We start from the raw sequence: 14,173 nt of genomic DNA on the forward strand, positions 1-14,173 counted from the left end.
CCCGTACGGCCGCACCCCCCCGGGCCCGCCTACGCTTACCGCGTGACCGCATCAACGCCCTCCCTCACCTGGCCCTCCGCCACCGCGATCGGCTCGCTGCCCGGCACCGACGCCCGCGAGGCCGCCCGCGCGGCGACCGGCTCCTTCGAGGACTTCCCCTACCTCGCCGAGCTGCCCGCGCGAGGCCCCGGCGCGGACATGATCGGCCGCACCATCGGGCTGCTCGCCGAGATCTGGGCCCACCTCGAACCGAGCGGCTGGCGCGTCAGCGACCGCCCCGGGCGCGACACCCGCCGCGCGCGCTCCTGGCTCGGCGAGGACCTCGACGCCCTGGAGGAGTTCGCCCAGGGCCACGACGGCCTCGTCAAGGTGCAGGCCGTGGGCCCCTGGACGCTCGCCGCCTCGCTGGAACTGCGCGGCGGTGAGGCCGCCCTCTCCGACCCCGGCGCCGTCCGCGACCTCGCCGCCTCGCTCACCGAGGGACTGCGCGCGCACCTCGCCGACGTCCGCCGCCGCGTCCCCGCCGCCACCGTCGTCCTCCAGCTCGACGAACCCTCGCTCACCGCCGTCCTCACCGGCACCGTCCCCACCGCGAGCGGCTACCGCACCCATCGCGCCCCCGACCGCCAGCTCGTCGAGTCGACCCTGCGCGACGTCCTCGCCGTCACCGAGGGCCCGACCGTCGTCCACTCCTGCGCCCCGCACGTCCCCTTCGCGCTGCTGCGCAGGGCGGGCGCGACCGCCCTCTCCTTCGACTTCTCGCTGCTCACCGAGCGTGACGACGAGGCGATCGGGGAGGCCGTCGAGGCCGGCACGCGACTCTTCGCGGGTGTCGTGCCCGGCAGCGACACGGCATTGTCAGACCCTGCCGGTAGCGTCATGGGGGTCAGGTCGTTGTGGCGCAGGCTGGGGCTCTCACCGGCGATTCTTCCGCGTTCCGTGGTGATCACGCCGAGCTGCGGGCTCGCGGGGGCCTCGCCCGCGTACGCCCGCGCCGCGATGGCGCACTGCGTCCGCGCCGCACGCTCGCTCGCGGACCACCCGGAGTGACGACCGGCGCGACGGGACCGAAGTGACCACGGGCACGCACGGGGATACGGGAGGACGGACGATGGCAGGCGAGAACACGCCGCGGGACAGCGCGGAACAGACGGAGGAGACCGCGGGGAGCGCGCCGGTCTCGGCGGACACGGGCGGCGCGGGGGACGAGGGCGTCGTCCCCGCCGACGTACGCGAGGAGCACGACCGCCTTGCCCGCGAGGTGGACGAGCACCGCTACCGGTACTACGTCAACGACCAGCCCGTCGTCAGCGACGCGCAGTTCGACGAGCTGCTGCGCCGGCTCACCGCGCTGGAGGAGGAGCACCCACAGCTCCGTACGCCCGACTCGCCCACCCAGAAAGTCGCGGGCGACTACCAGCAGTTCACGCCCTTCGCCTCCGTCGAGCACCGCGAGCGCATGCTCTCGCTCGACAACGTCTTCGACGACGAGGGCCTCGCCGCCTGGGCCGAACGGCTCGCCAAGGAGATCGGCGCGCCCGGCTACCACTACCTGTGCGAGCTCAAGGTCGACGGCCTCGCCGTCAACCTGACGTACGAGAACGGGCGGCTCACGCGCGCCGCGACGCGCGGCGACGGCCGCGTCGGCGAGGACATCACACCGAACGTACGGACCATCTCGGACATCCCCGAACAGCTCGCCGGGGACCGCGTCCCCGACCTCGTCGAGGTACGCGGCGAGGTCTACTTCCCGATGGAGGACTTCGAGGCCCTCAACGCGCGCCTCGTCGACGCCGGCGACAAGCCCTTCGCCAACCCGCGCAACGCGGCGGCCGGTTCGCTGCGCCAGAAGGACCCCAAGGTCACGGCGACCCGCCCGCTCCACATGGTCGTCCACGGCATCGGCGCCCGCGAGGGCTTCACGATCGACCGCCTCTCGCACGCCTACGAACTGCTCCACGAGTGGGGCCTGCCCACCGCCAAGCACAACAAGGTCGTCGACTCGCTCGACGGCGTGCGCTCCTTCATCCGCTACTACGGCGAGCACCGGCACTCCGTCGAGCACGAGATCGACGGCGTCGTCGTCAAGCTCGACGAAATTCCCCTCCAGGGCCGCCTCGGCTCCACCTCGCGCGCCCCGCGCTGGGCCACGGCGTGGAAGTTCCCGCCCGAGGAGGTCAACACCAAACTGGTCGACATTCGTGTGGGTGTGGGGCGCACCGGGCGCGTGACGCCGTACGCCGTCGTCGAGCCCATCGTCGTCGCCGGCAGCGAGGTCGAGTTCGCGACGCTGCACAACCAGGACGTCGTCAAGGCGAAGGGCGTCCTCATCGGCGACACCGTCGTGCTCCGCAAGGCGGGCGACGTCATCCCCGAGATCCTCGGGCCCGTCGTCGACCTTCGCGACGGCAGCGAACGCGCCTTCGTCATGCCCGCCGAGTGCCCCGAGTGCGGCACGCCGCTGCGCGCGATGAAGGAGGGCGACATCGACCTCCGCTGCCCCAACGCGCGCGCCTGCCCGGCCCAGTTGCGCGAGCGGATCTTCTACCTCGCGGGCCGCAAGAGCCTCGACATCGAACACCTCGGGTACGTGGCCGCGACCGCCCTCACCCAGCCGATCGAGCCGAGCGAACCCCCCGTGCGCGACGAGGGCGACCTCTTCGACCTCACCGCCGAGGAACTCCTCCCGATCCGCTCCTACGTCCTCGACCAGGACTCCGGACTGCCCAAACGCGACCCCGACAGCGGCGAGGAGAAGATCGTCACCTTCTTCGCCAACAAGGAGGGCGTCGCGAAGAAGAACACTCTCTCCATGCTGGAGAACATCGAGGCCGCCAAACAGCGCCCCCTCGCACAGATCCTCACCGGCCTCTCCATCCGCCACGTCGGCCCCGTCGCCGCCGCCGCGCTCGCCCGCGAATTCCGCTCCATCGACCGGATCTTCGCGGCCGAGGAGAGCGAACTCGCCGAGACCGAGGGCGTCGGCCCGACCATCGCCGCCTCGCTCAAGCAGTGGTACGAGGAGGACTGGCACCGCGAGATCCTCCGCAAGTGGAAGGCGGCGGGCGTCCGCATGGAGGCCGCCGAGTCCGAGACCGACAGCGGCCCGCGCCCGCTCGCGGGACTCACCGTCGTCGTCACCGGCACTCTGGAACGCTGGACCCGCGACGTCGCGAAGGAAGCGCTCCAGTCGCGCGGCGCGAAAGTGACGGGCTCGGTCTCGAAGAAGACCTCGTTCGTCGTGGTCGGCGACAACCCCGGCTCCAAGTACGACAAGGCACTGTCGCTGAAGGTCCCCGTCCTGGAGGAGGACGGCTTCGCGATCCTCCTGGAGGAGGGCCCGGAGGCGGCTGCGGAGGCCGCGGTCAGGCCGGCGGAGGAGGGCGAGGAGGAGCAGGAAGGGTAGGCGAGGGCTGAGGGGTGGGGTGGCTCGGGACGGGGGCGTGGGTCGGCGCGGGGGCATGGGCTGGCGGGCTTGCGGGGACTCCGCGTGCGGCGGGGCCGCCGGGGCGCTGAAGGGGTGTGCGCCGGGGCTCGGGGGGTGCGCGCGGGGGCGTCCGTACGGGAACGAACAGAGCCCGGCGGGCGGTTGACCGGCGCCTTGCCAGCTGGTGAGGGTGGGCGGGGGAGCGGGTGACGGTCCGCCCGTTCGGCGCATACCAGACGCATCCGTAAGGCCGGGGCGCATTCGGGCAACCCCGTGCTACGCCTGCCCGAGGAGGCCCTTCGCGGCCTAGTGTGGACTGGCGCGCCCGCCGTCTCCGCCCGCAAGGCCGGAACAGGGGGCTCCGCACCGAAGGCTTCGGGCCGGGGTACGGGTACCGCCGGTGGTGAGAGGGACGGGAATGGAACCGACCGAGAGTGTCGCCCCAGTCTCCAGGCTGCGGCAGCGCACGCGCCAAGTCCTGCGAAGACTGCGCACGCTCGCCGGACGCGGCCCCGTGCCCCCCACCCGCACCCCGCCACCCCCGCGCCCCGCGCTTTCGTCCCCGTCCCCGACCCCGACCGACGCATCCGACTCACCCGAGTCCTCCGTCCCCCGCCCCTCCCTCCCGCACCGGCCCGCACCATCCGCGGGGGGCGCGGGACCGCTGAGGGGGCCCGCGAGGCGGGACTTCGGCGCGGGGGGCTCCAGCGTTGGCGGGGGTGAGGCCGGGGAGGGGGTTGGGGCCGGGGCGCGTGGGCCGGAGCCGGTGGCGCGCGGGGCTGAAACGGGCGTACGGGGGCCTGAACCGGCAGGGCGTGAGCCCGGGTCGGCGGCGGTGCGTGAGCCCGGGGCGGCGGTGCGCGGGGCTGCGTCGGGGGCGCGTGGGGCTCAGTCCGTAAGACGAGGGCGCGAGTCCGTGGCGCGCGGCAGTCAGGTCGAAACGCCTCGGGCGGAGCGCGGGGGAGCGCGCGGGGGGAAGGCGCGGGCGCGGGTGAACGAGGCCGAGGGCGGAGGGCCGGGAACGTACGGAGGGATATCCGGCGGCGCACGCGATGCTGTCACCGGTCGCGGAGCGGGAAGCGCGTACGGGGGCAGGGTGATCCGGCCGAGGGCCGGGGCGGCGCCGGGGGGAGTGCTGCCCGCGTTGCCCGCGGCCGTCGTGGCGCTCGCTGCCGCACTCCTCGGTACGGGAGTCGTGCGTGCCCTCGGCACCCGGCACGGGCTCTTCCCCGGCGGTGTCGACGGCTGGTCCCTCGCGGTGCTCACCGGCCTCATCGTCGGCCACCTCGTCGCCCTCGGCAGGGACCGCTGGTGGGGCGGCACCGGCTCGGGTGCCGCCCTCACCCTCGCCGTTCTGCTCCTGTACGGCTGGCTGCCCGCCGTCCTCGTGAGCCTCACCGTCGTCGTCCTCGTCGGCCTGGCCCGCCGGCACCGCTGGCGCCGCGGTGTCCTGCACGGTGCCGTCGACGTCCTCGGCACCGTCGCCGGGGCCCTCGCCCTCGCGGCCTGCGGTGTCGTGCCGAGCGTCGAGCAGCCCTGGCATCCCGAACGCTGGGACCTCTACACCGCCCCCGAACTCCTCCTCGCCGGCCTCGCCTATCTCCTGGTCACGCGCCTCCTGCTGTGGCTGCTCCACACCCGCCGGGTCCCGCGGCTGCCCACCGCGACCCGTACCGCGGTGAACCGGCAGTTCCTCGTGGCCGTCGCCCTTCTCGGCATCGCCCCCCTCATCTGCGTCGTCGCCGCCTACCGGCCCGTTCTGCTGCCCCTGTTCGCCATTCCCCTCTACGCTCTCGACACCTCCCTGTGGATGGCGCACGCCCGGGCCGAGGAGCAACTGCGCGACCCGCTCACCGGGCTGCCCAACCGGCAGTGGCTCCTCGAACGCATCTGGACCGCGCTCGACGCAGCCGAACGGGAAGGTGACCGGACCGCGCTGCTCCTGATCGACCTCGACCGTTTCCGTTCTGTCAACGACACACTCGGTCACCTCGCGGGTGACCGCCTCCTCCTCCAGGTCGCTGAACGGCTGCGGGTCTCGCTGCCCCGGGAGGCGGAGGCCGCCCGGCTGGGCGGGGACGAGTTCGCGATACTCCTTCCCGCCGCCGACTCGACCACCGCCGCGCAGCGCCTCGCCCGCCGCCTCGTCGGCGAACTCGGCTCCCCCCTCGACCTCGACGGACTGACCCTCGTCCTGGAGGCGAGCGCGGGCGTGGCCGTCTTCCCCGACCACGCCCTCGACGCGGAAGGGCTGTTGCGCCGCGCGGACGTGGCGATGTACCAGGCCAAGCGCGACCGCACCGGCGTCGAGGTCTACGAGTCGAAGCGCGACTCCAATACCCCCGACCGGCTGGGGCTCCTCGGTGACCTGCGTCGCGCGCTCGACACCGGTGACGTCGAGCTGCACTACCAGCCGAAGGTCCGTTTCGACGGCGAAGTCGCGGGCCTGGAGGCACTTGTGCGCTGGGTGCACCCGGAGCGGGGGAAGGTGCCGCCGGACGAGTTCATCGCCATCGCCGAGAGCAGCGGCCTCATGCCGTACCTCACGGAGTACGTGCTGGAGACCGCGCTCGGCCAGGTCGCGCGGTGGCGCGCGCAGGGGCTCTACGTCCCCGTCGCGGTGAACGTCTCTCCCCGTGACGTCCACACCCCGGGTTTCGCGGGGGCCGTTGCGGGACGCCTCGCGCGGCACGGCGTCCCGCCGGGCGCCCTTCAGCTGGAGATCACCGAGCACGTACTCCTCGAAGATCCCCAGCGTGCGGCGGACACCCTCGCCGGCCTCACCGGGCACGGCGTGAAGATGTCCCTCGACGATTTCGGCACGGGCTACTCCTCCCTCGTCCACCTGCGCCGCCTCCCCGTGAGCGAGCTGAAGATCGACCGCTCGTTCGTCGCCCGCCTCGCCATCGACACCGAGGATGCCGAGATCGTGCGGTGCACCGTGGATCTCGCGCACTCCCTGGGTCTCGTCGTCGTCGCCGAGGGCGTCGAGGACGACGAGACGTGGGAGAGGCTGCGAGACCTCGGTTGTGACGCAGTCCAGGGCTGGCTGGTCTCGGCCGCGATGCCCCCGGAGGAGACCACCGCCTGGCTGCGTGCACGTGGCGCCGCACGCGGTCGCGAGCCCCGCGCGGCGTGCCCGCCGCAGGTCCGGGGAGGTGGGACCACGGCAGGCTGAACCGGTAACCCTCGTCGCCCTCCCCTTGATGTGGAGCCTGGGGCGGGCCGGACGGAAGCACTGTGCTTGGTGCTTGGGTGAGGCACCGGTTCCTGCACTGGGGATGACAATGGCACACCTCGGCGGGCCGTGCTTCGGGCCGAAGATATCCACAACCCGTAAGAGTGAGAGCTTTTTCGGGAAGGGCGAAGTTGTCCACAGATTCGTGGAATTGGTGCGGGGCGGGGGGTGGGGGTTGAAAGACTGGTTACGGGGCGCCCCCCTGGGAGGGCGGGGGCTGCCCTCACCTCGCGTACGAGCGCCCACCCCCGCCCCCAAACCGCCCCGCCCGCCCCCTCCCGACCCGCTCACCCCTCGCCCCATCGCACCCCCACCCCCGCCCCGCCGCACCCCCCTCCCGCTCGGCCATAGGATTGCCCCCGTAGTCCATGAACCGAGACCCCAGAAGGATCGCCGCATGCCTGGCATTACGCGCGAGGAGGTAGCTCACCTCGCACGGCTGGCGCGCCTGGAGCTGTCCGCGGAGGAGCTGGAGCACTTCGCAGGACAGCTGGACGACATTCTCGGCGCGGTGGCCCGCGTCTCCGAGATCGCCGACCAGGACGTACCGCCGACCTCTCACCCGTTGCCGCTGACCAACGTCATGCGCGCGGACGAGGTCCGACCCTCGCTCACCCCCCAGCAGGCGCTCTCCGGGGCCCCCGCGCAGGAGCAGCAGCGATTCAAGGTTCCCCAGATCCTCGGGGAGGACTGACGCGATGACCGACATCATCAGGCTCACCGCCGCGCAGACGGCGGAGAAGATCGCCTCCGGCGAACTCACCGCCGTCGAGGTCGCCGAGGCGCACCTCGCCCGGATCGAGGCCGTGGACGAGAAGGTCCACGCCTTCCTCCACGTCGACCGCGAGGGCGCGCTCGCGCAGGCCCGCGCCGTCGACGAGAAGCGCGCCCGCGGCGAGAAGCTCGGTCCGCTCGCCGGCGTGCCACTCGCGCTCAAGGACATCTTCACGACCGAGGGCGTGCCCACGACGGTCGGCTCGAAGATCCTCGAAGGCTGGATTCCGCCGTACGACGCGACGGTGACCCGGCGCCTCAAGGACGCCGACGTCGTCATCCTCGGCAAGACCAACATGGACGAGTTCGCGATGGGCTCGTCCACCGAGAACAGCGCCTACGGTCCCACCGGCAACCCCTGGGACCTCACCCGCATCCCGGGCGGCTCCGGCGGCGGCTCCAGCGCCGCCCTCGCCTCCTTCGAAGCGCCGCTCGCGATCGGCACCGACACCGGCGGCTCGATTCGCCAGCCCGCCGCCGTCACCGGCACCGTCGGCGTCAAGCCGACCTACGGCGGCGTCTCGCGCTACGGCATGGTCGCCTTCTCCAGCTCCCTCGACCAGGGCGGCCCCTGCGCCCGTACGGTCCTGGACGCGGCCCTCCTCCACGAGGTGATCGCGGGCCACGACCCGCTCGACTCGACCTCCATCGACGCCCCCGTCCCGCCCGTCGTCGAGGCGGCGCGCAACGGCAGCGTCGCCGGGATGCGCGTCGGCGTCGTCAAGCAGTTCCGCGGCGAGGGCTACCAGGCGGGAGTCGTGCAGCGGTTCGACGAGTCCGTCGAACTGCTCAAGGAGCTGGGCGCCGAGGTCGTCGAGCTGGACTGCCCGTCCTTCGACCTCGCGCTCTCCGCGTACTACCTCATCGCCCCCTCCGAGTGCTCCTCGAACCTCGCGCGCTTCGACGCGATGCGGTACGGGCTGCGCGTGGGCGACGACGGCACCCGTTCGGCCGAGGACGTCACCGCGATCACGCGCGGTGAGGGCTTCGGGCCCGAGGTCAAGCGGCGCGTCATCCTCGGTACGTACGCGCTCAGCTCGGGCTACTACGACGCGTACTACGGCTCCGCCCAGAAGGTCCGCACGCTCATCACGCAGGACTTCGCGCGCGCCTTCGAGCAGGTCGACGTCATCGTCTCGCCCACCACGCCCACCACCGCCTTCCCCATCGGTGAGCGCAGCGACGACCCGATGGCGATGTACCTCGCCGACCTGTGCACCATCCCGGCGAACCTCGCGGGCAACGCCGCGATGTCCCTGCCCTGCGGCCTCGCGCCCGAGGACGGGCTCCCGGTCGGGCTCCAGATCGTCGCCCCGGCGATGAAGGACGAGCGTCTCTACAAGGTCGGAGCCGCCGTCGAGGCCGCTTTCGTGGAACGCTGGGGGCACCCGCTGCTTGAGGAGGCACCGTCGCTGTGAGCAATGCACTGAGCAAGGCCAAGGGTTTCAAGAAGTCGAAGACCGGCACGTACGTGTCGATGGGCACCACCGCCTTCGGCGCGATCAACGTCGTCAAGCAGGTCAAGCGCGCCCGCCAGGACGGCGACAAGCTGCGCCTGGTCGACGCGGTCGTGACCGGCGTCGGCATCATCACCGGGCTCGCCATCCTCTACCGGGAGCTGAAGCGCCTCGGTGACGACGACGTCCTGCTGGGCTGAGAGGGAAAGTTTCACCGTGACCGTCACCGCTGACCTGGTGCCGTACGAGGACGCCCTCGCGTCCTACGACCCCGTCATGGGCCTGGAGGTCCATGTCGAGCTCGGCACCAGGACCAAGATGTTCTGCGGGTGCTCCGCCGCTCAGGGCGCCGAGCCCAACGCGCAGACGTGCCCCACCTGCCTCGGCCTGCCCGGCGCGCTCCCGGTGGTCAACGCCATCGGCGTCGAGTCCGCGATCCGTATCGGCCTCGCGCTCAACTGCTCCATCGCCGAGTGGTGCCGCTTCGCCCGGAAGAACTACTTCTATCCGGACATGCCGAAGAACTTCCAGACCTCCCAGTACGACGAGCCCATCGCCTACGACGGGTACCTCGACGTACAGCTGGAGGACGGCAGCGTCTTCCGCGTGGAGATCGAGCGCGCCCACATGGAGGAGGACACCGGCAAGTCCCTCCACATCGGCGGCGCCACCGGACGCATCCACGGCGCCTCGCACTCGCTGCTCGACTACAACCGCGCAGGCATCCCCCTCATCGAGATCGTCACCAAGCCGATCGAGGGAGCCGGGGAGCGTGCCCCCGAGGTCGCCCGCGCCTACGTCGCCGAGCTGCGCGAGGTCATCCGCTCCCTCGGCGTCTCCGAGGCGCGGATGGACAAGGGGCAGATGCGCTGCGACGTGAACCTGTCGCTGCGCCCCAACGGGACCAAGCCGCTCGGCACCCGCAGCGAGACGAAGAACGTCAACTCGCTGCGCTCCGTCGAGCGCGCCGCCCGCTACGAGATCCAGCGGCACGCCGCCGTGCTCTCCTCCGGGGGCACGATCGTGCAGGAGACCCGTCACTTCCACGAGGAGGACGGCTCCACGACCTCCGGGCGGATCAAGGACAACGCGGAGGACTACCGGTACTTCCCGGAGCCCGACCTCGTGCCCGTGGCCCCGCCGAAGGAGTGGGTCGAGCAACTGCGCGGCGAACTGCCCGAGCTGCCGCTCGCCCGGCGCAACCGGCTCCGCGAGGAGTGGGGCGTCGGGGCGCACGAGATGCAGTCGATGCTCAACGCCGGCGCCCTCGACCCGATCGTCGCGACGATCGACGCCGGGGCCCCCGCCGACCAGGCCCGCAAGTGGTGGATGGGCGAGCTGGCCCGGAACGCCAATGAGTCCGGCCGCGCGCTCGACGAGCTGCCCATCACTCCGGCGCAGGTCGCGCGCGTCACCGCGCTCGTGGCCGCGGGCGACCTCAACGACAAGCTCGCCCGCCAGGTCATCGACGGCGTGCTCGCCGGCGAGGGCGACCCCGACACCGTCGTGGAGAAGCGCGGTCTGAAGGTCGTCTCCGACGAGGGCGCCCTCGGCACCGCCGTGGACGAGGCCATCGCGGGCAACGCGGCCATCGCCGACAAGATCCGCGCCGGCAAGGTCGCCGCGGCCGGCGCGCTGGTCGGCGCCGTCATGAAGGCGACCCGCGGCCAGGCCGACGCGGCCCGCGTCAAGCAGCTCATCCTGGAGAAGCTGGGCGTGAGCGAGTAGCCACCGAGCCATCGCCATCGGGCCTCTTCGAGGCTGACGAGGGGCGGCTTCCCACCGCGAGGTGGGGAGCCGCCCCTTTTCGGCGTACGAATGTGCGCTCGGCGGAGCGCGGCGCGGATGCGGCGCGACGGGGTACGGCGTGGTTGTGCAAGTGTGCACTACACCGCCCCGGTGTACAGGTGTGCGCCGGCTGGGTTCGCTGTACAACTGTGCGCCGACCGGTTCGGTTCACAAGCGTGCACCGAGGGGCGCAGGTGTGCAGATGTACACGGAGACCCTCCGGTGCGCATCCGTACACCGAACTCCCTCGGGTGCACAACTGTGCGCTCTCCACCCGGCAAGCACCCCCGAAAAATTCCCGTAGGGCGGGAATAAACCCATGTGAAGCGGCCCACGAAACGGTCAAACGATCAGGTTTTGCTGCCACAGTGTCCGAAACCGCCCGGCTCAGGCCGGTTTCGGGGCCTGCTCTCTTGGCGTCCGCTGTCGCGATCGCGCCATGTGGCTCCCTCCGCACGTCCACGAAGCCCGCAGGGAGCCGTCCGTGGCAGCACTCGCCCGCTGGTGCGTCAAGCACCGTCTTCTCACCGTCGTCCTGTGGCTCGTGGTACTCGCGGGCACCGCGGTGGGCGGGCTGCTCGCCGGTTCCGCGTACTCCAACGACTACGACGCCCCCGGCACGGAATCGGGCCGTGCGACGCGGCTCCTGGAGGAGAACTTCCCCGGGCTCGCGGGCGACAGCGACACCGTCGTCTGGCACACCGACCAGGGTTCCGTCCGCGCCGCCGCCGTCGAGCAGACGATGGGCCGCACCCTCGACGACCTCGCCGACCTGCCCGGCGTCTCCGCCGTCACGGGCCCCTACCAGGGCACCGGCGAGGGCGGCGGCATCAGCGCCGACGGGCACACCGCGTACGCCACTGTCACCTTCGACAAATCCGCCGACGACCTTCCCGCAGGACAGGCGCGGGCCGTCGTCGACACCGCGCGGGACGCGGCGGGCCCCGACCTCCAGGTCGAACTGGGCGGCAGCGCCGTCGCCGCCACGGAATCCTCCGGGCTGCACCTGAGCGAGGCGATCGGCGTCGGCGTCGCCGCGATCGTCCTCTTCCTCGCCTTCGGCTCGCTCCTCGCGAGCCTCCTGCCCATCGCCACCGCACTCGTCGCCGTCGGCACCGCCTACAGCGCCATCCCGCTGCTCGGCCACGCCATGACCGTCGCCGACTTCGCGCCCATGCTGGGGATGCTCGTCGGCCTCGGCGTCGGCATCGACTACGCGCTCTTCATCGTCACGCGCCACCGCAGAGCCCTGCGCCGCGGCGCGGACCCCGACCAGGCCGCCGTCGACGCGACGGCGACGACCGGGCGCGCCGTCGTGTTCGCCGGGGCCACCGTGTGCATCGCCCTGCTCGGCATGCTCGTCCTGCGGCTCTCCTTCCTCAACGGTGTGGCGATCGCCGCCGCGCTCACCGTGCTGCTCACCGTCGCGGCCTCCGTCACGCTGCTGCCCGCGCTCCTCTCGTACACCGGGGCCCTCGCCCTCAGCCGCCGCGAGCGGCACAGGCTCGCCGAGCGCGGGCCCGAGCCGGAGACGCCGAGCGGCTTCGCGGCGCGCTGGTCGGCGTTCGTGGAGCGGCATCCGCGGCTGCTCGGCGCGGGCGCCGTCGCCGTCGTCGCACTCCTCGCCCTGCCCACCTTCTCCCTCCACCTCGGCACCTCCGACCAGGGCAACAACCCCGCGACGTCCACGACGCGCAAGGCGTACGACCTCCTCGCGGGCGACGGCGCCGAAGGCTCCGGCTTCGGGCCCGGCGCCAACGGGCCGCTCACGCTCGTCACGCACGTCGACGGCGCCCAGGACCGGGTCGCGCTCGACCGGCTCCACGGCGACCTCGCCGACGTGCGGGGCGTCGCCTCCGTCAGCCCCGTCACGTACGACCAGCGCGGCGACGCCGCGTACCTCACCGTCGTGCCCGCCTCCTCGCCGCAGTCCAAGCAGACCAGCGCGCTCGTCGAGCGGCTGCGCGAGGACGTCCTGCCGCGCGCGGAGAGCGGCACGTCGCTCGACGTCGCGGTCGGCGGCGTCACCGCCGGGTACGACGACTTCGCCCGGCTCATCGTCGGGAAGATGCCGATGTTCATCGGCATCGTCATCGCCCTCGGCTCCATCCTGCTGCTGCTCGCCTTCCGCTCCCTCGCGATCCCGCTCAAGGCCGCCGTCATGAACGTCTCCGCCGTCGGAGGGGCCTTCGGCGTCGTCGTCGCGATGTTCCAGTGGGGCTGGGGCAGCGAACTGCTCGGCCTCGGCGCCTCCGGGCCCATCGAGCCCTTCCTCCCGGTGATCATGGTCTCGGTGCTCTTCGGGCTCTCGATGGACTACCAGGTCTTCCTCGTCAGCCGGATGTACGAGGAGTGGCGCGAGACCGGCGACAACCGCCGCGCGGTACGCGTCGGCCTCGCCGAGACGAGCCGCGTCATCAACTCGGCCGCCGTCATCATGATCTCGGTCTTCCTCGCCTTCGTGCTCTCCGGGGACCGCGTCATCTCGATGTTCGGCATCGCGCTCGCCGTCGCCGTCGCCCTCGACGCCTTCGTGCTGCGCACTTTGCTCGTGCCCGCGCTCATGCACCTGCTCGGTGACGCGAACTGGTGGCTGCCGAAGTGGCTCGACCGGTGGCTGCCCCGGCTCACGATCGAAAAGCCCGTGCCGGACGAGGACGGCGCCTCTAAAGTCGTGCCCCGTCCGTGTCCGGCGGACGAGGCCGGGCGCGCGGACGCGTCCGCCCACGAGGACGATCGGGTACGGGCCGGCTGACCGGCCGTGCCCGGCACGGGAGGCACCTTGTTCGCCCTACCGCTCACGGACGACGGCGCGGAACTGCGCCCGCTGGAGACGTGGCACGCCGCCGAGTTCTTCGCGCACGTCGAGCGAGGCCGCGACTTCATCGGCACGTACATCGGCTTCGTCGACCCCGTCGTCTCGCAGGACGCCGCGCGCGACCTGCTGCACAGGTACGCGACGAAGCGCGCCGCCGACGAGGGCTACCTGTACGGGATCTGGACCGGTTGCGCCGAGCCGGGCGGCGGCACGCTCGTCGGCGGCGTCCTCTTCCGCGTCTTCGACGCCCGGACGGGCGTCTGCGAGATCGGCTGCTGGCTCGAACCCGCCGGTACGGGGCGCGGCCTCGTCACGCGCGCCTGCCACGTCCTCGCCGACTGGGCCTTCCACGAGCGCGGCATGCACCGTGTCGAGTGGTGGGCCGCCGCCGCGAACACCGCGAGCACCGCCGTCGCCCGCCGCCTCGGGATGACGCGCGAGGCGGTGCTCAGGGAGAGCAGCCCGAGAGGCGGGGTGCGTCACGACATGGAGGGGTGGGCCGTACTGGCCCACGAGTGGGACGCGCGCGAGGACGGCGAGCCGCGCGCCTAAGCCCTCCGGGCGCCGCGCCTGAGGCACCGCGCCGCACGACTGAGGCCCCCGCGCGCCCCGTCGTGGGCGATCGCCCGACGCGTCGCCCCCGCCTCAGCGCGGACGCTGGCACCACGCCG

The 14,173-nt window shown here is 72.4% G+C and carries 9 protein-coding genes; all 9 read left to right on the forward strand.

Annotated elements, in window-relative coordinates; translation table 11 throughout:
• Positions 1–42: 42 nt before the first annotated feature.
• The 9 genes from G3I42_RS31505 (at position 43) to G3I42_RS31545 (ending at position 14,054) form a co-directional block, all read left to right on the forward strand.
• Positions 43–1,050, forward strand: coding sequence for a methionine synthase (locus G3I42_RS31505; RefSeq protein ID WP_164291103.1), 1,008 nt, complete (start codon positions 43–45; stop codon positions 1,048–1,050).
• A gap of 61 nt (positions 1,051–1,111) precedes the next feature.
• Positions 1,112–3,406 (forward strand): NAD-dependent DNA ligase LigA, encoded by a 2,295-nt coding sequence (gene ligA, locus G3I42_RS31510; RefSeq protein WP_164291104.1) that lies wholly within the window; start codon positions 1,112–1,114, stop codon positions 3,404–3,406.
• Positions 3,407–4,343: 937 nt separating this feature from the next.
• Complete coding sequence (locus G3I42_RS31515) at positions 4,344–6,605, forward strand: EAL domain-containing protein (RefSeq protein ID WP_164291105.1); 2,262 nt, start codon at positions 4,344–4,346, stop codon at positions 6,603–6,605.
• Positions 6,606–7,062: 457 nt separating this feature from the next.
• Entirely contained in the window at positions 7,063–7,359 is a 297-nt protein-coding gene (gatC, locus tag G3I42_RS31520) for an Asp-tRNA(Asn)/Glu-tRNA(Gln) amidotransferase subunit GatC (protein WP_007821802.1), read from the forward strand.
• Positions 7,360–7,363: 4 nt separating this feature from the next.
• Complete coding sequence (gene gatA, locus G3I42_RS31525) at positions 7,364–8,857, forward strand: Asp-tRNA(Asn)/Glu-tRNA(Gln) amidotransferase subunit GatA (RefSeq protein ID WP_164291106.1); 1,494 nt, start codon at positions 7,364–7,366, stop codon at positions 8,855–8,857.
• The gene (locus G3I42_RS31530; RefSeq protein WP_164291107.1) at positions 8,854–9,096 is read left to right on the forward strand and encodes a hypothetical protein; all 243 of its coding nucleotides are present in this window, start codon (positions 8,854–8,856) and stop codon (positions 9,094–9,096) included. The genes gatA and G3I42_RS31530 overlap by 4 nt, the downstream gene beginning before the upstream one ends.
• Positions 9,097–9,112: 16 nt before the next feature.
• Entirely contained in the window at positions 9,113–10,624 is a 1,512-nt protein-coding gene (gene gatB, locus G3I42_RS31535) for an Asp-tRNA(Asn)/Glu-tRNA(Gln) amidotransferase subunit GatB (protein ID WP_164291108.1), read from the forward strand.
• Positions 10,625–11,168: 544 nt separating this feature from the next.
• Positions 11,169–13,439: an MMPL family transporter gene (locus G3I42_RS31540; RefSeq protein WP_164291109.1), complete on the forward strand. Its 2,271-nt coding sequence runs from the start codon at positions 11,169–11,171 to the stop codon at positions 13,437–13,439.
• A gap of 27 nt (positions 13,440–13,466) precedes the next feature.
• Complete coding sequence (locus G3I42_RS31545; RefSeq protein ID WP_164291110.1) at positions 13,467–14,054, forward strand: GNAT family protein; 588 nt, start codon at positions 13,467–13,469, stop codon at positions 14,052–14,054.
• The last annotated feature ends 119 nt before the right edge of the window (positions 14,055–14,173 follow it).

It is taken from the genome of Streptomyces sp. SID11385 (assembly GCF_010548245.1).
Taxonomy (GTDB): Bacteria; Actinomycetota; Actinomycetes; order Streptomycetales; family Streptomycetaceae; genus Streptomyces.